This is a genomic window from Streptomyces sp. NPDC058279 (assembly GCF_042881255.1).
Lineage (GTDB): Bacteria > Actinomycetota > Actinomycetes > Streptomycetales > Streptomycetaceae > Streptomyces.
In genome coordinates this window covers 861,616-882,567 of sequence record NZ_JBHVYA010000001.1, presented here as the reverse complement: position 1 = coordinate 882,567, position 20,952 = coordinate 861,616, and the positions used below count along the sequence as shown (strand labels likewise).

Here is a 20,952-nt window from a genome sequence, read left to right as displayed (position 1 = left end):
CGCCAGCAGCTGATCCGCAAGCCCGTCCCCAAGCCCGCCCCCCGAGACCTGGACCTGCGCACCCCGTCGGGCAGGCCCCTCCCGTACTGACGGCGGCCCGCCCGCCGCCGGTCCGGGAGACGGGGTGCCCACGGGCGCGCGGTCAGGCGGTCGCCGCCGCCGCGCCGCCCCGGAACGCGCGCTCGTACGCGGCGTCGCCGATCGCGGCGCGGGCCCGCCGCTCGCCCTCGTCCCGTAGCGCCGTCAGTGACGGGGAGCCCATCTGCGGGCGCCCCACGGTGCGCCACCACGCGTGCCCGGTGCCCAGCAGTCGCGCCGCGAGTTCCCCGTCGCCCAGCCCCGCCACGGCCGCCGCGAGCAGATCGAGGCCGAGAGCGATGCCGAAGCGGTCGCCCAGCAGTCGCTTCCCGGACAGCATGGCCCGTGCGTGCCGGGCCGCCTCCCCGTGGTCGCCGACTCCCAGCGCCGCGACCGCCAGGATGTAATCGGCGTAGGCGCGGAGCCACCGCTCACCCAGCGCCGCGCACGCCTCGCGCAGCCCCCGCGCCTCCTCGGCGGCCTCTTCGAACCGCCGCTCGTCGCACAGCGCGAAGCCGGAGGCCAGCCGGCACAGCAGCCGGCCCGTCCCGTCGGTGCGGCCGCCGTGGGCCGCCCGCGCCCGCGGTCCCGCCAGCCCGAGCGCCCCCACCGGGTCCCCCGGCATCATCACCGCCACCGCGTGCAGATAGGCGGCCCGCAGCTCCGGTTCGGGGTCCCCGAGCCGGGACGCCTCGCGGGCGCACCGCCGGCCGAGCTCCACGGCCGTGCCCATGTCGCCCTGGAGGAGGGCGGTGAGCCCCAGCGCCCACACCGCCTGGGTGTACGCGGGGCCCGTGCGCGGACCGGCCGCGAGCGCCCGTTCCAGGAAGGCGCGGCCCTCGTGGACGTGCCCGCAGGCGAACCAGAAGAACCACAGCGCCCCGGCCATCTCCTGGGCCGCCTCCGGGTCGGTGCCCAGCAGGTGCTCCAGGGCGGTCCGCAGCTGCGCGTGCTCGGCGCTCATCCTGCGGTACCAGTCCACCTGTCCCGGCCCCATCCAACCCCGTTCCGCCGCGTGGCACAGGGCCGCGTACCAGTGGGCGTGCCGGTCCGCGACGGCGCGCAGCTCCCCGAGTTCGGCCAGCCAGTCGCGCCCGTACTCGCGGATCGTGTCCAGCATCCGGTAGCGGGCGCCCGCGCCGCGCTCCTCGGTGCGCCGGACCACGGACTTCGCGACCAGTCCGGCCAGCACCCGCTCCACGCGGGCGGCGGGCAGGGGACCGCCCGCGCAGACCGTCCGGGCGGCGGCCACGTCGAAGTCGCCGGTGAACACGGACAGTCGGGCCCACAGCAACCGCTCCACCGGCTCGCACAGTTCGTGGCTCCAGCCGATCGCGGTCCGCAGGGTCTGGTGGCGCGGCAGCAGCGCCCGGGCGTCGGTCAGCACCTCGAACCGGGCGTCCAGCCGGCTGACCATCTGCTCCAGCGTCCACATCCGCATCCGCGCGCCCGCCAGTTCCAGGGCGAGCGGGATCCCGTCGAGCCGGCGGCACACCTCGGCTGCCAGCAGAGCCCGTTCGGGATCCAGGAACGCGTCCGCGGCCTCCGGCATCACCGCGACGGCGCGGGCGCGGAACAGGGCGAGGGCGTCGCTGTCCGGTGCCTCGTACGGCAGGGGGCACACCTCGAAGACCATCTCGCGCGGACTGCCCAGCGGTTCGCGCGAGGTGACGAGCACCGTCAACCCGGGCGCGGACTGGAGCAGTTCGCCGACGAGGTGGCGGCACGCGGGGATCAGGTGCTCGCAGGTGTCCAGAACCAGGAGCAGTTCCTTGTCGGCCATCCACGCGCAGAGTTCCTCGTCGAGGGGGCGCGGGGAGTGGCCCGCGAGCCCCACGGCCTGCGCCACGGTGGTGGTGAGCAGGCCGGGATCGCGCAGCGGTGACAGCTCGACCCACCAGATCCCGTCGGGCCGGGGCCGGCCGGTCGAGGCGGCGCGGAGGGCGAGCCGGGACTTGCCGACTCCGCCCACCCCCGTCAGGGTGACCAGCCGCCCCATGTCCAAAAGCGCTCGCAAATCGTTCAGTTCACGCTCCCGGCCGATGAACCCCGCCGATTCCGGCGGCAGGTTTCCCGCCACGGCGCGAGAGGCCGGCTCAGGGGCCCCACCTGCGGAGGGTGCCTGACTGTTGTTGACCGAGTACTCACCGAACACGGATGTATTGTGCGTGATCTTCTTTCGTGGCCATGCCGTTCACGCCAGAATCACCACCGGATCTCAAGTGGATCGCTCAGCGGACGAGGACGGTCCGCCGCTCCGGGGTGAAAGCGCCCCAGTTGCCGTCGGGCAGTCTGGCCCGCAGTTTCAGGGACCAGACCGTACCGGCCGGCTCGGTCACGGTCAGCCGGTGCTCCACCCTGCCGCGCGGAACCGCTCCGGCTCCGAACCGGATGACGGTGACGGGCTGCCCGTTGACGTACAGCTGGTACTCGTCGGTTTCGTGCCCGGTGTCGGGCGCGGTCCAGGACAGGGTGACGGTGCCCGGGGACGCGACCGCCGTGAAGTCGGAGGGCGCCGTGTCCGGCCCCTGCCCCGGATCGGACGGTGTGGTCACCTCGGCGACCGGGCCGTCCGGGGAGGTGTTGTCGGATCCGTCCCGGGCCCGGACGGTGAACTCGTAGCGGGTCCCGGGCTGGAGGCCGGTCAGGGCGGTGGTGGTCTCGCCGGGGCCGGTCGTGTGGACGCGGACACCGCCCTGGTAGATGTCGTACGCGGTCACCCCCGTGTCGTCGTCGGCCGGGGCCCAGGTCAGCCGGGCCGCGCGGGGCCCGTCGGCGCGGCCGGTGGTGGTGGTCGGGGTGGTGGGGGGTCGGTGGTCCTCCGCCCGCGCGGCCGGGGTGGTGACGCGGGCGGCCGCACTGCGGGCGGAGCGGTGCCCGCCGGCGTCCTCGGCCCGGACGGTGAAGGCGTAGGAGGTGAGCGGGCTGAGCCCGGTGATGTCCACCATCGTCTTGTCGGCGGGCAGGTTCCGGATCAGCCGGTCGCCCTGGAACACCTGGTATCCCGTCACCGGTGCCCCGGCGGCGGCCGGCTCCCACATCACGTGGACCGAAGTGGCGCTACCCGCCTGGGCGGTGATGTCGACCGGGGCGCCGGGAGGCTCGGCGCCGCCCGAGCAGGCGGCCAGGGCCGCGCAGAGGCAGAGCGCGGTGGTGGTCCGGCCCCAGGGGTGTCGCGCGGGCTGTCGCACGGGAGCGCCTTCCGCCGCGGGCTCGTAAAGGTCTAGACATATATGGCATGGGCTGCCGGGACCGGGCAAGTCCCGTGCGTCATCCGCCTCGCGAGGGTCACGCAGGGTCAACACCCGTACGGCCGACGCGTGTTTCACCCCGGGGGCCCCTCCGCTGCGCCACCATGGCGGCGCCCGAAGGAGGCTTCGATGGTGATTTCCCTCTCCGTGATCGTCCTGCTCCTCGTCCTCGCCTGGATCTTCCTGCGGGGCGGCGGTCTCAAGTTCTCCCACGCCCTCGTCTGTGTCCTGCTCGGCTTCTACCTCGCGAGCAGCAGCATCGCCGCGACCATCCACAGCGGTCTCGCCGCCACGGCGAACGTGGTCTCCGGCCTCGACCCCTGACCCGGCGGGGGTGATCGACTGTTGCGCGTTCGTGAATCATCCGGCTCCTCCATGGACTCCTCCGACGGTTCGACCTAGCGTCTGGCGGCGGCGCGGTATCAGACGTGGTGTCAGCAGAACCGGCGGAAACCGATGAGAACCCATAGGAATCGAGGACGTCCGGATGTTCCGAAGAGCGCTGAACTGCGCCGTGATCCCCGCCGTCGCCGTGTTCGTGGCGATGTACGGGATCTCCCCGGCGCAGGCGGAGGAGATACCCAAGGCCCCCGGCCATCGCCTGGTCAGCCAGTACGACGGCAGCCCGGCCGGCGCCCTCCCGCTGCCCGGTGAGGCGCCGCCGCAGCACCCCTACCTCGCGCCCAACGGCCGCAGCGGCATGCATTCCGACGCCGCCGGCAGCGCCACCTCGCCCTGGTCCGGCCCGCTCGGCAGGAACCCGAAGGTGACCAGTGAGAAGATCGCCGCTCTCGGCGGCGAATGCGCGACCGCCACCTTCGACTCGGCCGGCCGCCTGGTCACCGTCTGCGGCACCTCCTCCGGCTTCAAGGTCAAGCTGCTCGACCCGCGGACCCTGGCCACGCTCGCCGAACACCAACTCCCGCAGCGCTCCTCCACCGTCGAGGCGATCACCACCCTCGACTTCTCCAAGATCTTCAAGGACACCTCGGGCGGCGCCTACTTCTACCTGGACAACCAGGACCGGGCCGTGCTGGCCGACTCGCGCCAGCACGTCCTGCGCCTCGCCCACTCCCAGAACCCCGACGGCACCTGGAAGTTCACCGTCGACGCCGACTGGGACCTCACCGGCCAGGTCCCGCACGACTGCGTCGGCTGGACCAACCTGTGGCCCAGCGGCACATGCGACCCCGTCACCTCCGTGATGCCCGACTGGAACGGCCGCATCTGGTGGGTCACCCGACAGGGCCGCGTGGGCACCGTGGACCCGACGACCTCGAAGATCCGATCCGTCCGCCTGGACGGCGAGGAGATCCAGAACTCCTTCTCGGTCGCCGAGGACGGGGTGTCCATCGTCACCGACCACGCGCTCTACGGCTTCCGCGCCGCCGCGGACGGCACCCCCGAGGCACAGTGGCGCCAGATCTACGACCGCGGGACCGGGACCAAACCCGGCTCCGTCAACCAGGGTTCCGGCACCACACCGGACCTCTTCGGTGACGGTTACGTCGCCATCACCGACAACGCCGACGACCGGATGAACGTACTGGTCTACCGGCGGGGCGCGGACGTCCCGGCGGACCGGCGACTGGTCTGCAAGGTGCCCGTGTTCGGTTCCGGCGCCTCCACCACCGACAACTCCCTGATCACCTGGGGCAACAGCCTCGTCGTCGAGAACAACTACGGCTACGAGAACCCCTCCAGCCTGCTGCTCGGCAAGTCGGTCGTCGGCGGAGTCAGCCGCATCGACGTCCGTCCCGACGGCAGCGGCTGCGACACGGTCTGGCAGAGCGCCGTCCGTTCGCCCTCCGTCGTACCCAAACTGTCCACCGGCAACGGGCTGCTCTACTTCTACGAGAAGGAGCCCAACGCCTGGGGTATCGACGCCTGGTACCTGACCGCCGTGGACTTCCGCACCGGTGAGCGCCGCTGGCGGCAACTGACCGGTACCGGCCCCCTGTACGACAACAACTGGGCGCCGATCACCCTCGGCCCCGACGGTACGGCCTACGTCGGCGTCTTCAACGGCATCGTCGCGGTGCGCGACGGGAGCTGACGGGACGGGCTCGGGCGGGACCGGGCTCGGACGGGACCGCCCGCGGGCGGGACTGCGCGACGGCGGATCGGGGTGGCGCCGCGCGGTGGCGCCGCCGCCGGAGCGCAGCCCGTCACCCGTCGTGCCGCCACAGCGGATGCTCGCGCTCCGCCCACCTCCGGTCGACGGAGCCGGTGCGCAGGCCGCGCCGGGCCTCCGGATCGAGCAGGGCCATGCGGATGTGCCCGGCGAGGACGACGCCCAGGGTCAGGGCCAGCCAGTCGTGGACGAACGTGGCACCGGTCCGCAGCACCAGCGGGGCGAGCCCGGTCAGCCACATCGACAGCCCGGTGCCCAGCATGACCAGGACCGCCCCGGCCAGCCAGCCCGCGTACAGCTTCTGCCCGGCGTTGAACTTCCCGGCGGGCCGCTCCCGACCCCGTCGCAGGGCGCCGCGCAGCCAGACCCGGTCGTGCGGGCCGAACCGCCCGAGGCGGCCGAGGTCGGCGCGTACGGCGCGGGATGCCAGGCCGGCCAGGACCGGGACCACCAGCAGCGTCCCGGACCACTCGTGGACCGTGACCACCAGGTGGCGGCGCCCCACCAGCTCCGCGAGCGGCGGCAGGTAGAGGCATCCGGCGGACGCCACGCACACGCCCATCAGTGCGGCCGTGCCCCGGTGGACCCAACGCTGGGCGGCGCCGAACCGGTGGACCCGCTCGGCGGTTTCAGACCGTAGGGGCATCGTCGCGTCCGTTCGATGTGCCGACCCACGCGTCGACGTCGTACCCGAGCCGCTCCCAGTACCCCGGCTCCACCTCGTCGGTGACGGTGATGCCCGAGAGCCACTTCGCGGACTTGTAGAAGTACATGGGGGCCACGTACAGCCGCGCCGGCCCGCCGTGGGAGTGGTCCAGTGGCTCGTCGCGCATGCGCAGGGCCACCATGACGTCGTCCCGGCGGACCTGCGGGAGCGTGAGGCTCTCGGTGTAGGCGCCGTCGAAGCAGCTGAACCGGATGGCCCGCGCGTTCGGTCGCACCCCGGCGGCGTCGAGCAGCCGGGACACCGGGACGCCCTCGAATGGGGTACCCGGCACCCGCCAGCCGGTGACGCACTGGACATCGCGGACCACGCGGGTCTGCGGGAGCCGCCGTAGCGCGTCGAGGTCGTACGTGGCCGGTCGCTCGACCAGACCGTCGACGGTCAGCCGGTAGTCCGCGGGGCCGCGTTCGGGGACGGAGGAGGCGACCGAGTAGTAGCGGAACCCGCCGCCGTTGGGGAGGAGTTCCGTGAGCCCCGTCGGATCCTTGTCGGCGGCCGCGCCAAGCGCGGTCTCGACGCCGCGCCGCAGCACGGGCGCGGCCAGCAGCGAGGTGGCGCCGAGTCCGACCATGCCGAGGATCAGCCGCCGACCGACCGGCGCGCCGGTCGCATCGGGGTCTGGGCCGGGATCAGGGCCGGGATCGGGGTCGTTTCCGGATGGCGGCGGCGGACCGGTCTGCTCTGTGCTCACGCGCTGATTCGACCACCGAACCGCCCCCGCCACCAGGGGCGAGGGCGCGCCGTCAGACTTCCGTCACATCCTCCGGCTGCTCTTCGGCGGTAACGGCACGTGCTACCGGAGAGCATGTGTTCGCGCCGTAGATGCGATGTAAGGAGCCTGTTTGAGTCCGCAGGCACAATGCAGGTGAGGGCGGCGAACCGGCCGTTCCGTATCCGGCCCCGCCATCCCGGGGCCCCTCCCCAGCGGGCCGACCCCGGCTCGGCCGCCCTCACCGCGCGCGTTCGGCACCTCCGCGTTCACGGCGCTCCCGCACACCCCGCCGTGCCGCGTTCCCCGCCGCGCATCCCACAAGGGAGAATCCATGATCAAGGGGCTTTTGCTCCGCCGTGTCACCGGGAAGGCGCTCGTCATCGGCGCCGCACTGGCCTTGGCCGTCCAGGCGACCGCGTACGCCAACACCGTGGGCGTGACCGTCAAGACGCCCGGAGCCACCTCCGGCCCGGCCGCCGCCTTCGCCGAGATATCGACCCACGCGGACTGTTTCACCGGACTCGTCGCCGGCGGTGGCATCAACCAGGCCATCGGCACCGGCACCTCGTCCAACGGCAACAAGATCAACGGCACTTCGCCGAGCCCCGACGGCACCACCGAGTACACCGGTTCGACCGGCGTCGTCGGCACGGACGTCACGCACTGGCTCGGCATCGGCGGCAGCGGCGGCGCCGTCAACGCCTCGTTCTCCTCCACCCCGTACGCGATGTGTTTCAGCAGCAACCTGATCAACCACACCCAGGTGGTCATGAACAAGGTCGCCGGACCCACCTCCGCCTCGACCGTGGGCCTGGTCACCGCCGGCTGCCCGGCCAACACCCGCCTGCTGGGCGGCGGCGCCCGGATTACCCCCGCCGATGTCGGCAGCCTCAAGCCGATCGCGAGCTTCCCGACCTTCGACAACGCGGCCCACGATTACGGTCGGAAGGCCGCCGCGAACGGCGAGACCAACCCCGACTCCTGGACGGCGGTGGGTTGGAACGGCGGTGGCGGCGGCACGAGCAACGAAACCTACGCCTACGCCATCTGTAGCGGGAACGGCATCAACGTCGGCGGCGCGACCGTGACCGTCCGCTTCACCGAGGTGAGCGGCCCCACCGCGGCCACCGCCGGCCAGAGCGCGACCGCGGGCTGCTCCGGCAACGACGGCAAGCTGATCAGCGGCGGCGCCGCCGTCAGCGGAGGCAGCGTCACCACCACCGACTTCACCGGACCGGGTTCGCCCGGTGACCACCTCAACGGCGACTACCCCAGCGACTCCGGCGGCAGCCCGGTCGCGGACGGCGCCACCACGACCGCCTACTGGACCGGCTACGCCCACACCGGCGGCGGCAGTTCGCCGAGCACGTACACCGACGCGTGGGCCCTCTGCGCCAACGACGGAGTCTGAGCCGTGCACGACAGAACGAAGAGCAGGACCATGGCGCTGGCGCTCCTGGGGGCAGGCGGCCTCCTGGCGGCCCTGGCCACCCCCCTCACCGCGACCGCCGACACCCTCGCCGCGGACGGCCCGTGCGGCGCCGCCGGCGCCTTCACCGCCGACGCGCCCTCCTGCGTCTACACGGCGCCGGGCACGGACACCTTCACGGTGCCCCGGGGCGTGAGTGCCGTCGACATCGACCTGTTCGGCGCGGAAGGCGGCAGCGCGGCCGGCTACGTCGACCCCAACCCGCCGAACACCGGAGCCCGCGGCGGCCTCGGCGGCGAGACCCGGGCGACCCTGTCCGTGACCCAGGGTCAGAACCTGCGGATCACCCTGGGCGCCGCCGGAATCCCGGGCTCTTCCCGGCACGGCGAATTCGCCCGCCTCGGCGGCTACGGCCACGGGTCCGGCGGCGGTGGGGCGCACGGCGGCGGAGGCTCCGGCGGCGGTGGTTCGGACGTACGCGCCGACGGATTCGGCCGGGCCGACCGCGTCCTCGTCGCGGGCGGCGGCGGAGGCGCCGGCAACGGCGGGCCGCTGCTGCGCGGAGGCGACGGCGGCGGCCTCACCGCCGAGTCCGGCGGCGACGGCGGCGGGCCGGCGGCTCCGGAATCGGCGGCACGGGCGGCACCCAGACCGCACCGGGCACCGGCGTACGGACCTCCCCGCTCGGCGCGCCCGGCGGCAACGCGAGCGACACCGACCAGAACACCGGCCTGCCCAACCCCGGCAGCGGTGGTACCGGCGGCAACGGAGCCCGGGGAGGCAACGGCGGCGGCGGCGGAGGCGGCGGCTACTTCGGTGGTGGCGGCGGCTCCGGCGGCGGAAACCCGGGCAACCTCTACGCCGCGGGCGGCGGCGGGGGCAGCAGCTTCGCGGCCCCCGCCGCCACCGGGGTCACCCTCGTCTCCGGAGTGCGCCACGGCGACGGCAAGGCGGTCGTCTCGTTCCGCTACGGGACGGCGACCACTCTCACCGCCGACACCACCACCCCGCTGTTCGGACACCCCGTCACCCTCACCGCCACCGTGACGCCGGCGAACCCGGCGGCCGCCCCGACCGGGTCCGTCACCTTCTTCGACGGAACGCGGCCGCTGGCGACCGTCCCGCTGACGGACGGTCGGGCGTCGTTCGGCACCGGCGCGCTCCGACCCGGACCGCACGCCCTCACCGCCTCCTACGGCGGGGACGCGGCCGACGTGGCGAGCACCACGGAGGCCCCGGCCGACGTCACGGTCGGCTTCAGCGGTCCCTGCGTCACCGCGAACCGCTCCGGCCCCCTGACGGTTGGCGCCGACCAGGCCGTCTGCCTGTCCGCCGGTGCCAGGCAGTCCGGCCCGGTCACCGCACGGCCGGGCGGTGCGTTGGCCGTCCTGGACGCCGAGATCACCGGCCCGGTCTCGGTGGACGGCGCCCGCGCCCTCACCGTCTGCCGGTCTCGGCTGACCGGCCCCCTCGCCGTACGGGACAGCACCGGCCAGGTGCTGCTCGGTTCCGACGACGACGGCGGCGCGGACGCGTCGGCGTGCGGCGGCAACCGGATCACGGGTCCCGTGAGCCTGGACGCCAACGCCGGGGGAGTGGCGTTCCAGGGCAACCAGGTCACCGGCCCCCTGCGCTGCGAGGGCAACGCGCCGGCGCCGCGGCTTACGGACAACACCGTCACAGGGCCCCGATCCGGCCAGTGCCGCTGAGCCGGACCGGCGCCGGTCGCGGCCGGCGGGACGTGCCGGGCAGGGGTGGTCGCCTCCGCCCGGCACGGGTCGACCCCCACCCGGCAGGGTGAACCCGCCGGGGCGACCGTCCGCGTAAGAAGTCCGTCAGCGCGGGGCCGCCTGCCGTCAACGCGGCGTCAGGAGGCCCTGCCGGCGTAGGCGGTGCGCATAGCGTCGGGGGCATGCCCCGGCGCCTCCCCGCGCCGGGGCCCCTCCCGACCAGGGTCCCTCCAGGAGGAATCCCATGGCAGCGCTCTTGTGCGGCGAAGACCCCGAACCCTGCGAACGCGTCCCGGCCGGACCGCTGTGCGTCCCCGTCCGGCCGGGACCCGCGACCTGGGCGGCGGCCCGGGTGTTCCGCACGCCGCTCGGCGGTCGTACCGCCGTCGGTTTCACCACCGCCGACCGGTTGGCCGCCGTCCTCGGCCCCGACCAACGGTGGATCCGGCTCGCCGAACCCGCGTTGCGGGCGCTGGTCCGGCCGCTCGGCGTCACCACCGTCACCGTCGACCCGCAGCTGTGCATCCCGCGCCCGACACCCGAACGCCCCGCATACGGCGCGGCCCCGGCGTCCGTGGACGCGGAGCCCGTCGGGGCGGCACTCGCCCTGCGGACCGGCTGACGGCGCCCACGAGCAGAAGGGAGACCCACGTCATGACCACCCTGCACGTGCCGCCCGATGCTCCGCCCGCCGCCCCGGACGACCTGTCCGTGTGGCCGGCCTCCACCGCCCGGACCTCGGGCGACGGCATCTGCGTCGCCGGCGTCGCGCTGACCGAGATAGCCGAACGCTTCGGCACCCCCGCGTACGTCCTGGACGAGGGAGAGATCCGCGAACGGTGCCGGCGCTACCGCCGGGCCTTCCCCGACGCCGACGTCCTCTACGCCGCGAAGGCGTTCCTCTGCCGTGCCGTGGTCCGCTGGATCGACGAGGAAGGTCTCGGCCTCGACGTCTGCTCGGCCGGTGAGCTGGAACTCGCCGTCACCGCCGGCTTTCCGCCCGAGCGGATCACCCTGCACGGCAACGCCAAGTCCCCGCACGACCTGGACGTCGCCCTGCGTCTCGGCGTCGGGCGCGTCGTCATCGACAGCGCGTCGGAGATCGCCCGGCTGGCAGCCGCGATCGGGCCGCGCGGAACCCAGCGGGTGATGGTGCGCATCACCCCGGGCATCGCCGCGGGAGCCCACGAGAAGATCCGTACCGGCACCGACGAGCAGAAATTCGGCCTCTCCCTCACCGACGGCTCCGCCCAGCACGCCATCGCCCGCATCCTGGCCCAGCCGCGACTGGAACTCACCGGCCCGCACTGCCACCTGGGATCGCAGATCACCTCCGTGAAGCCGTACCTCGCCGCCGTCCGCAGGATGGTCGGCCTGCTCGCCCGGGTGCGCGACACCCACGGGGTCGTCCTGCCCGAACTCGACATGGGCGGCGGCCACGGCGTCGCCTACCGACCCGGCGAAGCGGTCCTCGACGTCGACGCGTTGGCCGACCGGATGCGTACGGAACTCACCGGAAGCTGCGCGGCCGCCCGGCTGCCGGTGCCCAGGCTGACCGTGGAACCGGGCCGGGCGGTGGTCGGCCCGGCCGGAGTGGCGCTCTACCGGGTGCTCGCCGTCAAGCGGACCGGCGAGCGGGTGTTCGTCGCCGTCGACGGCGGCATGAGCGACAATCCCCGGCCCGCCCTGTACGGGGTGCGGTACGCGCCCCGGCTGATCGGGCGCCGTTCGTCCGCCCCGCCCGGGCGGGCGACGGTGGTGGGGCGGCACTGCGAGGCCGGTGACGTGCTCGCCGCCGATGTCGACCTCCCCGCGGACGTCCGGGCCGGCGACCTGCTCGGGGTCCCCGTGGCGGGCGCCTACCAGCTGTCCATGGCCTCCGGCTACAACCTGGTCGGACGGCCTCCGGTGATCGCCGTCGCGGACGGCCGCGCCCGGCTCCTCGTGCGGCGCGAGTCGCTGGACGACGTCCGGGCCCGCGACGTCGGCCTCTGAACGGCGGGGCCGGCGGCCCGGACAGCCCGGGGCCGGGGCGAGTGGCGGACCGGTCAGCGGGTGGTCCGGTGAGCGGCCGGTCCGGGCCGTGCAACGTCGGCGCAACCTCCCGGCTCCTACCCTTCCCACCGAGCGCCGGCCGACGGCGGCCCGCGCCCGGCAAAGGGGAGGAACCATGGCCCGTTACGCTGCGCCCGGTACCGAAGGCGCGCTCATGAACTACGCGCCCCGCTACGACCACTTCATCGGCGGCACCTACGTACCGTCCGCCCGCGGCGCGTACTTCGCCAACCCCTCACCCGTCACCGGCGAGCCGTTCACCGAGGTCGCGCGCGGCACCGCCGAGGACGTGGAGCGCGCCCTGGACGCCGCGCACGCCGCCGCGCCCGCCTGGGGCCGCACCTCGGTCGCCGAACGCTCCGCGATCCTGCTGCGCGTCGCGGACCGGATGGAGGACAACCTGGAGGCCCTCGCGGTCGCGGAGACCTGGGAGAACGGCAAACCGGTCCGCGAGACCCTGGCCGCGGACCTGCCGCTCGCCATCGACCAGTTCCGCTACTTCGCCGGCGCCCTGCGCGCCCAGGAGGGGGCGCTCAGCCAGCTCGACGACGACACGGTCGCCTACCACTTCCACGAACCGCTCGGCGTGGTCGCCCAGATCATCCCGTGGAACTTCCCGATCCTGATGGCGGTGTGGAAGCTGGCGCCGGCGCTCGCGGCCGGCAACACGGTGGTGCTCAAGCCGGCGGAGCAGACTCCCGCGTCCGTGCACTACTGGCTGAGCCTGGTATCGGACCTGCTGCCGCCCGGTGTGGTCAACGTCGTCAACGGCTTCGGCGAAGAGGCCGGGAAGCCGCTCGCGTCCAGCCCGCGCGTGGCGAAGGTGGCGTTCACGGGGGAGACCTCCACGGGGCGGCTGATCATGCGGTACGCGGCGGAGCACCTCAAGCCGGTGACGCTGGAACTCGGGGGGAAGAGCCCCAACCTGTTCTTCGACGACATCTGGGCGACGGACGACGACCTGCGCGACAAGGCGCTGGAGGGCTTCACCATGTTCGCCCTCAACCAGGGCGAGGTGTGCACCAGCCCCTCGCGCGCGCTGATCGAGCGGGGGCGCTACGGGGACTTCCTCGACGCGGCCGTCGCCCGTACGGAACTGATCGCGCCGGGGCATCCGTTGGACACCGAGACGATGATCGGTGCCCAGGCGTCGGAGGAGCAGCTGCGGAAAGTCCTGTCGTATGTGGAGATAGGCCGCCAGGAGGGAGCGAAGATCCTGACGGGCGGCGAGCGGGTGGAACACGGCGGCGAGTTGGCGGGTGGCTTCTACGTCCAGCCGACGATCTTCGAGGGCGACAACCGGATGCGGATCTTCCAGGAGGAGATCTTCGGCCCGGTGGTGTCCGTGACCTCCTTCCACGACTTCGACGACGCGGTACGGATCGCCAACGACACGGCGTACGGCCTGGGCGCCGGAGTCTGGACCCGCGATATCAACACCGCCTACCGGGCCGGCCGCGCCATCCAGGCCGGCCGGGTCTGGACGAACTGCTACCACGCCTACCCGGCGCACGCCGCGTTCGGCGGCTACAAGCAGTCCGGCATCGGTCGAGAAACGCACAAGATGATGCTGGAGCACTACCAGCAGACGAAGAACATGCTGGTCAGCTACTCCCCGAAGAAGCTCGGCTTCTTCTAGCGGGCCCGCCGAGGGTGCCGGGCGGGCGCGTTGCCGCCCGTCGGGCACCCTCGGCGCCGCCGGCCGGCCGAGTACCTCGCCGACCCGCGCGGCAACACCGAGCCGACCGGCTCGCCGGGCGACGTCGGCCGCGAGCGGTACCTGTCGGACGGCTACGGCGACCACCTGATGCGGGACGTGACCTCGATCCGCCTCGCGGTCACCGCGCGACCGCGCCCACCCCGGGCCGCTGCTCCGGGCCGGCGGTTCGGCGTCCGGGAGGTGGCAGGCAGAGGCGTCGTGCCGCAGGGCGGCGGCACCACCATCCGCCTGGACGCCGTCGCACGCGACAAGGCCGGGCTGCGCCGGGTCGAGCTGTCCCTCAACAGCCCGTCGCGTACCGTCACGAGGAGCGCATCGGTCACTCGGCCCTTGTTGTCGGCCCGGTCGCGCGCCGTGTGGACGTTCGCCGGGGCCGCGTAGCAGCGTGCCCCGGGAGGCCGCTGGTCCGCCCCGTGGCCCGGCCGTCCCGTCGTAGCGGGCAGCGGCCACACGGGGGCGGTTGCCGGAGCCGAGCGATCCGACGGGTCGTCAGGTCAAGCGTCCCGGACTCTTGACTCTTGTGGCGGCAGTCGGGATTCTCGGGGCACATTGCGCGGACATGACAATCCGACGCGCCGTCCGTCGACCGGAGACATGGTGATGGCCGTGACCCGACAGCCGCACAGCGGAGGCAGGCCGATCGCGGTCCTGTCCTTACTCCTCGCCATGCTCGCCATGGTTCTCGGCCCCACCCAAGGGGCCGCCGCGGCCGACCCCAACTGGTGGGACCCCGTCGCCCGCCCGACGCCGGACTCGGCGATCAACGTCACCGGCGAGCCCTTCACGGGCACCGACGCGCAGGGCAACGTACGCGGCTTCGTCGACGCCCACGACCACATCATGTCCAACGAGGGCTTCGGCGGCCGCCTCATCTGCGGCAAGCCCTTCTCCGACCTCGGCGTCGCCGACGCCCTCAAGGACTGTCCCGAGCACTACCCCGACGGCTCCCTCGCCGTCTTCGACTTCATCACCAAGGGCGGCGACGGCAGGCACGACCCCGTCGGCTGGCCCACCTTCAAGGACTGGCCCGCCCACGACTCGTTGACCCACCAGCAGAACTACTACGCCTGGATCGAGCGCGCCTGGCGCGGGGGTCAACGGGTGCTCGTCAACGACCTCGTCACCAACGGGGTCATCTGCTCGGTCTACTTCTTCAAGGACCGCGGCTGCGACGAGATGGCCGCCATCCGCCTCGAAGCGCAGAAGTCCTACGACATGCAGGCATTCATCGACAAGATGTACGGCGGCCCCGGAAAGGGCTGGTTCCGCATCGTCACCGACTCCGCCCAGGCCCGCGAGGTCGTCAAACAGGGCAAGCTCGCCGTGGTCCTCGGCGTCGAGACCTCCGAACCGTTCGGCTGCAAGCAGATCCTCGACATCGCCCAGTGCGGCAAGGAAGACATCGACCGCGGCCTGGACGAGCTCTACCGCCTCGGCGTCCGCAGCATGTTCCTCTGCCACAAGTTCGACAACGCCCTCTGCGGAGTCCGCTTCGACGAAGGCGCGCTCGGCACGGCCATCAACATCGGGCAGTTCCTGTCGACCGGTACCTTCTGGCAGACCGAGAAGTGCGCCGGCCCGCAGCACGACAACCCGATCGGCCTCGCCCCGGCGCCGCAGGCGCAGGGCGAACTCCCGCCGGGCGTCACCGTCCCGGCCTACGCGGCCGACGCCCAGTGCAACACCCGGGGGCTCACCGCACTCGGCGAATACGCGGTCCGGGGCATGATGAAACGCAAGATGATGCTCGAAGTCGACCACATGAGCGTCAAGGCGGCAGGCCAGGCGTTCGACATCCTGGAGACCGAGTCCTACCCCGGCGTGATCTCCTCGCACAGCTGGATGGACCTCGGCTGGACCGAGCGGCTCTACAAGCTAGGCGGGTTCGCCGCCCAGTACATGAACGGCTCCGAAGGCTTCAGCGCGGAGGCGCAGCGGACCAAGGCGCTGCGCGAGAAGTACCACGTCGGCTACGGCTACGGCACCGACATGAACGGTGTCGGCGGCTGGCCCGGCCCGCGCGGCGCCAACACCCCGAACCCCGTGACGTACCCGTTCCGCAGCACCGACGGCGGGTCCGTCATCGACCGGCAGACCGCCGGACAGCGCACCTGGGACCTCAACACCGACGGAGCCGCGCACTACGGGCTCGTCCCGGACTGGATCGAGGACATCCGCATCGTCGGCGGCCAAGGCGTCGTGGACGATCTCTTCCGCGGCGCCGAATCGTATCTCCGAACATGGGGCGCGGCCGAGCACCACCAGGCCGGGGTCAACCTCGCGGCGGGCGCGGCGACCACCGCCAGTAGCGCCGAATGGAACCCGTTCATCAGCTACGCGCCCGGCCGGGCCGTCGACGGCGACCGGGGTACCCGCTGGGCCGGCGACTGGAGCGACGACCAGTGGCTGAGCGTCGACCTGGGCTCCCCGAGGCTCGTCAAGCGCGTCACCCTGGACTGGGAACGCGCCTACGGCAGGGCCTACCGCATCGAAACCTCCGCCGACGGCACCGACTGGCAGACGGTCTGGTCCACCACCACCGGCGACGGCGGCCTGGACACCGCCCAGTTCGCCGGCGTCCCGGCCCGCTACGTCCGCGTCCACGGGCAGGGCCGGGGCACGCAGTGGGGCTACTCGCTCTACGAGGTCGGCGTCTACAGCAGCTGACCTCGCGCGGCAGGCGTCCCGGCGGCGAACGCGTACGAAAGGAACACCCGTGGGACGCATGCCCCTGGCCGACCGGCGGCGTCAGCTCACCGAGGCGGCGATCCGGGCGATGACGCGCGACGGCGTCGCCCGGACGAACGCCAGCGAGTGCGGGTGGGCCAGCCCGTCCCCGCCCGTGATGTCCACGGCGCCGAGCAGCCCACCGGTGCGGGGGTCGTACACGGGGGCCGCCGCGCAGGTCCAGGGGTGGACGCGACGGTTGAAGTGTTCGGCGCCGAAGACCTGGACGGGTTCCCCGACCGCGACCGCCGTACCGGGCGCGTTGGTTCCCATCGCCGTTTCCGCCCAGAGCGCCCCGGGGACGAAGCCCAGCCGCTCGGCCCGGCGGAGCGTGCCCGGCTCGCCCTCCACCCAGAGCAGCGTGCCCCGAGCGTCGCAGACCGCCAGCAGGTGCGCGCCGTGCGCGGCGAAGGTACCGACCAGGTCCCGGAACAGGGGCATCACCCGGGCCAGTGGGTGCCGGTCGCGGTACGAGCGAAGCTCCGCCTCCGCCAGGTCCACCCGCGGCGCGCACTCCGGGCTCACCCGGGCCCGGGCGCACCGCCGCCAGGACTTCGCGATCACCGACCGCACGGGGGGATCGACCCGCCCGTCGCTGGTGAAGGCGTCGTGCGCCCGGCGCAGCACACGGGTGCGCTCGGCGGGATCGGCCCCGCCCGGCAACGCCACCGACGGCTCGCGCATGTCACTCTCCCCTGCTGCCGCGGTGGCCGGAGCCCGCGTCCACCGTAGTGCGCCGGTCGCGGCGACGGTGCGCGGTCGCGGATCTGTCCGGAAGGCGGCGCGTCCGGCACGTCCGGTGGCCGGGAACGCCCCCCGCCCCGGGGAACGCACGGGGGTGGTCGCGCGTTGAAGGGGACAGTGGCCGACGCAGAAGGAGGTGTCCGCAGATGTCCACAGGCGGAAAGGTCGCGGTTGCCGGAGTGGTGGCAGCCATCGTGCTGTTCGCGACGGTCGGATTCTGGGCCGGGCTCCTGGTCTTGATCGGGGTGCCCACCGTGGCGTACTTCATGCTGGACTCCTCTCAGCGGCGTCGGCTGCGGGGCATCTCCAGGAAGCAGATCGGCCGCTGACGGCGGCCAGGGGGACGTACATGAACAGCGCGCAGGTCATGGCGGTCAGCAGCAACGGGGTCTACTCGTTCACCAAGCCGAGGCGCGAGAGCATCACGCTGCTCGCCGGGCTCGGGGTCGAGGGAGACGTCCACGCCGGGGTCACCGTCAAGCACCGTTCACGTATGGCGCAGGATCCGACCCGGCCGAACCTGCGGCAGGTCCACCTGATCCACCGGGAACTGTTCGAGGAGGTCGCCGGCTCCGGATTCACCGTCGAACCGGGCCAGCTCGGGGAGAACGTGACCACGGAGGGCATAGACCTCCTGGGCCTGCCGGTCGGGACGCTGTTGCGGCTCGGCGAGGAAGCGGTGGTGGAGGTGACCGGCCTGCGCAACCCGTGCCTGCAGATCGACAGGTTCCAGAGCGGGCTGCTCAAGCAGGTCGTCGGCCGGGACGAAGAGGGACGTCCGGTACTCAAGGCGGGCATCATGAGCGTGGTCCGCCGCGGTGGCACCGTCCGTCCGGGCGATCCCATCACGGTCACCCTGCCGGCGCCCCCGCACGTCCGGCTCGAACGCGTCTGAGGCGCTCCTGCGAGACATCCGACCGGACGCACTCCCGCGCATCGAGGCGAGCCCTCGTCGGCCCTCAGGCGGGTCGCGCCGCGACGCGGTGCAAGCCGGTCAGGACGTCGGTCAGTTCCGGCAGGTCAGGGTGGTCGGGAAAGCCGTCCCGCGGGATGGCCAGAACCACGCCCGGCTCCTCGTCGAGCAGGACGAACGCCGCCTCGCCGGTGCGTGCCACGAGCGACCAACCGGGCCCGTCCGCCCGGAGCGTCCGCTCGCCCTCCTCCGCGAAGGAGGACCGCACGCGGCCCGGCGGCGGCGCTTGTCGCGCGTAGGCCCCGGCCTCCTCCAGAGCCCGCGCGAGGCCGGGGTGCGCGGCAGCCGCGGTCCCACCGTCGGTCGCGGCCCGCTCGCGCCAGTCGGCCCACTCCCGCGCGATCTGGTCCGCGCCCAGTCTCCGCTGGACTGGTCCCCACACCTCCGCCGAGGGCGGGGCCAGCGGCACGCGTCCGGTACCGTCCGCGCCCTGCTCGGGGTCGTGCGGTTCGGGAAGACCGGAGGCGGATACCGTGAGCTCCAGCGGCCAGCCCGCCAGGGAGACGACTATGCTCCGCTCGTCGGGGGACAGGTCGTACTCCATGCCGCAGTCCCAGGAGGCGATCGCGGTGGCGACCAGCGCGACGTCGTCCACGACGACCGTCCAGCGCGCGCCGTCCTCGTCCTGCCCGAGCACCAGTCCGTATCCGTCCGCCACCGGCTTCACGCCCAGCAGCGCGCACGCCTCGGGAAAGTCGTCGCCCAGCACAGCCGGAAACCGGGTGGGGGTCACCAGCAGGGCGGTCAGCACGTACAGCGAACCCCCGTCCTCCGCTTCTGACACGTGGGCCTCCTCCCGATCCGGTCGCTCGCTCGTCGGCGCACCTTAGCCAGTGGGTAACTCACCCGTCGAGGGCCGGCGACCGTCGAATTTCAAGCCGCGCACCCGGGCGCGGAGTTGAGGGCGTCCCACCCGGAAGGCCTCCTCCACGCCGACCGGCACCAACCGGCCGGCAGGTGGTCGGCGGCGTGGGAGCGCCACCGGAGCCGGCCGGAGCGGCCGGCGCGGCAGCGCGACAACGGCTGATCCGTCCGTGTGGGTCCCGTACCGCGCCGGCCCCGGTCCGGACCGCCGCGCCCCGGGGTCAGGGGGGCGAGGTCAGGGGCGGCGGGTGGCCAAGGCCAGGAACCGGTCGTCCTCGTCGGCGTACGAGGTCAGCTCCCAGCCCGCCGACGACAGCAGCGGGCGCAGATTGGGCTCGGCCCGCCGGTCGTCCGGGGACAGTGCGCGACAGTGGCGCGCGGCGAGCGCCGCCCGGCCGATCGGGTGGAACAGCGCGAGGCGCCCACCGGGGCGGACCACCCGGGCGAGTTCGCGCAGGTTCGACTCCGGATCGGGCAGGTGCGCGATCAGGCCCGCCGCGAACACCGCGTCCAGCACCCCTTCACGCAGCGGCAGCCGGGTGACGTCGGCGAGCAGCAGCGCCGCCGCCCCGGCCCGTCCGGCGTCGTGCGCGGCGGCCAACATCTGCGGGGTGAGGTCCGCGCCGATCACCGTGCCGGAGGGCCCGACGGCCGCGCGCAGCGCCGGAAGGGCCCGCCCGGTGCCGCAGCCCGCGTCGAGCACCCGGTCTCCCGTTCGCAGACCGAACTCGGCCACGGCGCGCGCGAAGGCCGGGCCGTCCGCGGGGAACTTGCGGTCCCAGTCCGCGGCCCTGGCCCCGAAGAACTCCCGGACATGCGTGTGGTCTTCGCTCATGAGCCCATGATCTCCCACGCCCGCGCCGTCCGGACCCCGTCCCGCGCGGGTGAGCACGGACAAGGTGACATGCGGCCCGATCGAAGAAGAACGTAGCTCTGTCATATTCCAGCAGTTCCAGCGGCTTTCGAAATGCGCCCCTTGTTCGCGCCCTCACCCGCACTAGCGTCCGTTGGCCATGGGACACCTGCACCACGCCGCCTATGGCTGGCTGACACCCGCGCTGTCATACGTGATGGCCTGCATCGGCGCCGCCCTCGGGCTGCGCTGCACCGTCCGCGCCCTCGCCGCGACCGGCCCCACCCGCCGCAACTGGCTCCTGACCGCCGCCTCCGCCATCGGCACCGGCATCTGGACCATGCACTTCGTCGCGATGCTCGGGTTCGAGGTCACGGGCACCGACATCCGCTACGACGTCCCGCTGACCATCCTCAGCCTCCTCGTCGCCGTACTGGTCGTCGGCGCGGGCGTCTTCGCGGTCGGCTACGGCAAGGGCCGCGGCAGGGCCCTGGTCCTCGGCGGCCTCACCACCGGCCTGGGCGTCGCGAGCATGCACTACCTCGGCATGGCCGCCTTGCGCCTGCACGGGACGGTCTCCTACCGACCGCTCACCGTCGCACTCTCGGTGGCCATCGCCGTCGTCGCCGCGACCGCCGCCCTGTGGGCCGCGCTCCACATCAAGTCGCCGCTGGCCGTCGTCGTCGCCTCGCTCGTCATGGGGGCGGCGGTCAGCAGCATGCACTACACCGGCATGTTCGCCGTCGCCGTCCGCGTCACCCCCTCGGACGCGGCGCTGCCCGGTGCGACCGCCATGCAGTTCATCTTCCCCCTCGCCGTCGGGCTCGGCTCCTACCTCTTCCTCACCTCCGCGTTCGTGGCCCTGTCCCCGACCGCCGACGAACGGGCCGCGTCGGCGTCGGCACGGCACCTCGGGGAGAGCGCCGTGGGAGCCCGCTGAGCGCCGGGCGGCCCCGGC

At 73.3% G+C, this 20,952-nt stretch carries 19 protein-coding genes and 1 pseudogene; 13 read left to right on the top strand and 7 right to left on the bottom strand.

The features are described from left to right. Nucleotides 1–142: 142 nt before the first annotated feature. Both ACFVXJ_RS04225 and ACFVXJ_RS04220 read right to left on the bottom strand, forming a co-directional pair. Nucleotides 143–2,095: an ATP-binding protein gene (locus ACFVXJ_RS04225; protein ID WP_389658261.1), complete on the bottom strand. Its 1,953-nt coding sequence runs from the start codon at nt 2,093–2,095 to the stop codon at nt 143–145. A gap of 214 nt (nt 2,096–2,309) precedes the next feature. Then, a complete protein-coding gene (locus tag ACFVXJ_RS04220; RefSeq protein WP_389658258.1) occupies nt 2,310–3,269 on the bottom strand; it encodes a fibronectin type III domain-containing protein in 960 nt (319 codons plus the stop codon). A gap of 189 nt (nt 3,270–3,458) precedes the next feature. Between ACFVXJ_RS04220 and ACFVXJ_RS04215 the strand changes: the two genes are divergently transcribed. Both ACFVXJ_RS04215 and ACFVXJ_RS04210 read left to right on the top strand, forming a co-directional pair. Then, nucleotides 3,459–3,653 carry a hypothetical protein gene (locus tag ACFVXJ_RS04215; RefSeq protein ID WP_361314974.1) on the top strand — a complete coding sequence of 65 codons (195 nt, stop codon included), beginning with the start codon at nt 3,459–3,461 and terminating at the stop codon, nt 3,651–3,653. A gap of 163 nt (nt 3,654–3,816) precedes the next feature. Continuing rightward, the gene (locus tag ACFVXJ_RS04210) at nt 3,817–5,385 is read left to right on the top strand and encodes a hypothetical protein (protein ID WP_389658255.1); all 1,569 of its coding nucleotides are present in this window, start codon (nt 3,817–3,819) and stop codon (nt 5,383–5,385) included. 112 nt (nt 5,386–5,497) lie between these two features. Here ACFVXJ_RS04210 and ACFVXJ_RS04205 read toward each other — a convergent pair whose 3' ends face one another. Both ACFVXJ_RS04205 and ACFVXJ_RS04200 read right to left on the bottom strand, forming a co-directional pair. After that, nucleotides 5,498–6,109 carry a cytochrome b/b6 domain-containing protein gene (locus ACFVXJ_RS04205; RefSeq protein ID WP_389658252.1) on the bottom strand — a complete coding sequence of 204 codons (612 nt, stop codon included), beginning with the start codon at nt 6,107–6,109 and terminating at the stop codon, nt 5,498–5,500. Next, complete coding sequence (locus ACFVXJ_RS04200) at nt 6,093–6,878, bottom strand: molybdopterin-dependent oxidoreductase (RefSeq protein ID WP_389658249.1); 786 nt, start codon at nt 6,876–6,878, stop codon at nt 6,093–6,095. The genes ACFVXJ_RS04205 and ACFVXJ_RS04200 overlap by 17 nt, the downstream gene beginning before the upstream one ends. Nucleotides 6,879–7,230: 352 nt before the next feature. Here ACFVXJ_RS04200 and ACFVXJ_RS04195 point away from each other — a divergent pair, with 352 nt between their 5' ends. The 8 genes from ACFVXJ_RS04195 (at nt 7,231) to ACFVXJ_RS04160 (ending at nt 16,500) form a co-directional block, all read left to right on the top strand. Next, on the top strand, nt 7,231–8,310 hold the full coding sequence (locus ACFVXJ_RS04195) for a hypothetical protein (protein ID WP_389658246.1): 1,080 nt from the start codon (nt 7,231–7,233) through the stop codon (nt 8,308–8,310). Between the two features lie 30 nt (nt 8,311–8,340). Beyond that, nucleotides 8,341–9,375 (top strand): glycine-rich protein, encoded by a 1,035-nt coding sequence (locus tag ACFVXJ_RS04190; protein WP_389658628.1) that lies wholly within the window; start codon nt 8,341–8,343, stop codon nt 9,373–9,375. Beyond that, nucleotides 9,258–10,037: an Ig-like domain-containing protein gene (locus ACFVXJ_RS04185; RefSeq protein WP_389658243.1), complete on the top strand. Its 780-nt coding sequence runs from the start codon at nt 9,258–9,260 to the stop codon at nt 10,035–10,037. Before ACFVXJ_RS04190 ends, ACFVXJ_RS04185 begins: the two co-directional genes overlap by 118 nt. Before the next feature lie 265 nt (nt 10,038–10,302). Beyond that, a complete protein-coding gene (locus ACFVXJ_RS04180) occupies nt 10,303–10,680 on the top strand; it encodes an SAV_915 family protein (protein WP_389658240.1) in 378 nt (125 codons plus the stop codon). 32 nt (nt 10,681–10,712) lie between these two features. Continuing rightward, entirely contained in the window at nt 10,713–12,053 is a 1,341-nt protein-coding gene (lysA, locus tag ACFVXJ_RS04175; RefSeq protein WP_389658237.1) for a diaminopimelate decarboxylase, read from the top strand. Nucleotides 12,054–12,228: 175 nt separating this feature from the next. After that, nucleotides 12,229–13,752: an aldehyde dehydrogenase family protein gene (locus tag ACFVXJ_RS04170; protein WP_389658234.1), complete on the top strand. Its 1,524-nt coding sequence runs from the start codon at nt 12,229–12,231 to the stop codon at nt 13,750–13,752. 30 nt (nt 13,753–13,782) lie between these two features. Then, a complete protein-coding gene (locus ACFVXJ_RS04165) occupies nt 13,783–14,214 on the top strand; it encodes a DUF5829 family protein (protein ID WP_389658231.1) in 432 nt (143 codons plus the stop codon). A gap of 219 nt (nt 14,215–14,433) precedes the next feature. Beyond that, nucleotides 14,434–16,500, top strand: a complete 2,067-nt coding sequence (locus tag ACFVXJ_RS04160) for a discoidin domain-containing protein (protein ID WP_389658228.1) — start codon at nt 14,434–14,436, stop codon at nt 16,498–16,500. Between the two features lie 96 nt (nt 16,501–16,596). On the opposite strand, the pseudogene ACFVXJ_RS04155 reads toward ACFVXJ_RS04160, so the two are convergent. Further along, a pseudogene (locus ACFVXJ_RS04155) lies at nt 16,597–17,244 on the bottom strand (transcriptional regulator); the annotation flags it as partial. A gap of 206 nt (nt 17,245–17,450) precedes the next feature. Here ACFVXJ_RS04155 and ACFVXJ_RS04150 point away from each other — a divergent pair. Next, complete coding sequence (locus ACFVXJ_RS04150) at nt 17,451–17,633, top strand: hypothetical protein (protein ID WP_190186935.1); 183 nt, start codon at nt 17,451–17,453, stop codon at nt 17,631–17,633. Nucleotides 17,634–17,653: 20 nt separating this feature from the next. Next, complete coding sequence (locus ACFVXJ_RS04145) at nt 17,654–18,199, top strand: MOSC domain-containing protein (protein ID WP_389658225.1); 546 nt, start codon at nt 17,654–17,656, stop codon at nt 18,197–18,199. Between the two features lie 64 nt (nt 18,200–18,263). Here ACFVXJ_RS04145 and ACFVXJ_RS04140 read toward each other — a convergent pair whose 3' ends face one another. Together ACFVXJ_RS04140 and ACFVXJ_RS04135 are read right to left on the bottom strand one after the other, a co-directional pair. After that, nucleotides 18,264–19,061 carry a hypothetical protein gene (locus ACFVXJ_RS04140; RefSeq protein WP_389658222.1) on the bottom strand — a complete coding sequence of 266 codons (798 nt, stop codon included), beginning with the start codon at nt 19,059–19,061 and terminating at the stop codon, nt 18,264–18,266. Nucleotides 19,062–19,376: 315 nt separating this feature from the next. Continuing rightward, on the bottom strand, nt 19,377–19,976 hold the full coding sequence (locus ACFVXJ_RS04135) for a class I SAM-dependent methyltransferase (protein ID WP_389658219.1): 600 nt from the start codon (nt 19,974–19,976) through the stop codon (nt 19,377–19,379). 178 nt (nt 19,977–20,154) lie between these two features. Here ACFVXJ_RS04135 and ACFVXJ_RS04130 point away from each other — a divergent pair, with 178 nt between their 5' ends. Then, complete coding sequence (locus ACFVXJ_RS04130; protein WP_389658216.1) at nt 20,155–20,934, top strand: MHYT domain-containing protein; 780 nt, start codon at nt 20,155–20,157, stop codon at nt 20,932–20,934. Nucleotides 20,935–20,952 lie beyond the last annotated feature (18 nt).

Bases quoted from the DNA above. Each gene is read 5' to 3' on its own strand.
- ACFVXJ_RS04215 (WP_361314974.1), top strand. From the start codon at position 3,459: ATGGTGATTTCCCTCTCCGTGATCGTCCTGCTCCTCGTCCTCGCCTGG.
- ACFVXJ_RS04210 (WP_389658255.1), top strand. From the start codon at position 3,817: ATGTTCCGAAGAGCGCTGAACTGCGCCGTGATCCCCGCCGTCGCCGTG.
- ACFVXJ_RS04205 (WP_389658252.1), bottom strand. From the start codon at position 6,109: ATGCCCCTACGGTCTGAAACCGCCGAGCGGGTCCACCGGTTCGGCGCC.
- ACFVXJ_RS04195 (WP_389658246.1), top strand. From the start codon at position 7,231: ATGATCAAGGGGCTTTTGCTCCGCCGTGTCACCGGGAAGGCGCTCGTC.
- ACFVXJ_RS04190 (WP_389658628.1), top strand. From the start codon at position 8,341: ATGGCGCTGGCGCTCCTGGGGGCAGGCGGCCTCCTGGCGGCCCTGGCC.
- ACFVXJ_RS04180 (WP_389658240.1), top strand. From the start codon at position 10,303: ATGGCAGCGCTCTTGTGCGGCGAAGACCCCGAACCCTGCGAACGCGTC.
- lysA (WP_389658237.1), top strand. From the start codon at position 10,713: ATGACCACCCTGCACGTGCCGCCCGATGCTCCGCCCGCCGCCCCGGAC.
- ACFVXJ_RS04170 (WP_389658234.1), top strand. From the start codon at position 12,229: ATGGCCCGTTACGCTGCGCCCGGTACCGAAGGCGCGCTCATGAACTAC.
- ACFVXJ_RS04160 (WP_389658228.1), top strand. From the start codon at position 14,434: ATGGCCGTGACCCGACAGCCGCACAGCGGAGGCAGGCCGATCGCGGTC.
- ACFVXJ_RS04150 (WP_190186935.1), top strand. From the start codon at position 17,451: ATGTCCACAGGCGGAAAGGTCGCGGTTGCCGGAGTGGTGGCAGCCATC.
- ACFVXJ_RS04145 (WP_389658225.1), top strand. From the start codon at position 17,654: ATGAACAGCGCGCAGGTCATGGCGGTCAGCAGCAACGGGGTCTACTCG.
- ACFVXJ_RS04135 (WP_389658219.1), bottom strand. From the start codon at position 19,976: ATGAGCGAAGACCACACGCATGTCCGGGAGTTCTTCGGGGCCAGGGCC.
- ACFVXJ_RS04130 (WP_389658216.1), top strand. From the start codon at position 20,155: ATGGGACACCTGCACCACGCCGCCTATGGCTGGCTGACACCCGCGCTG.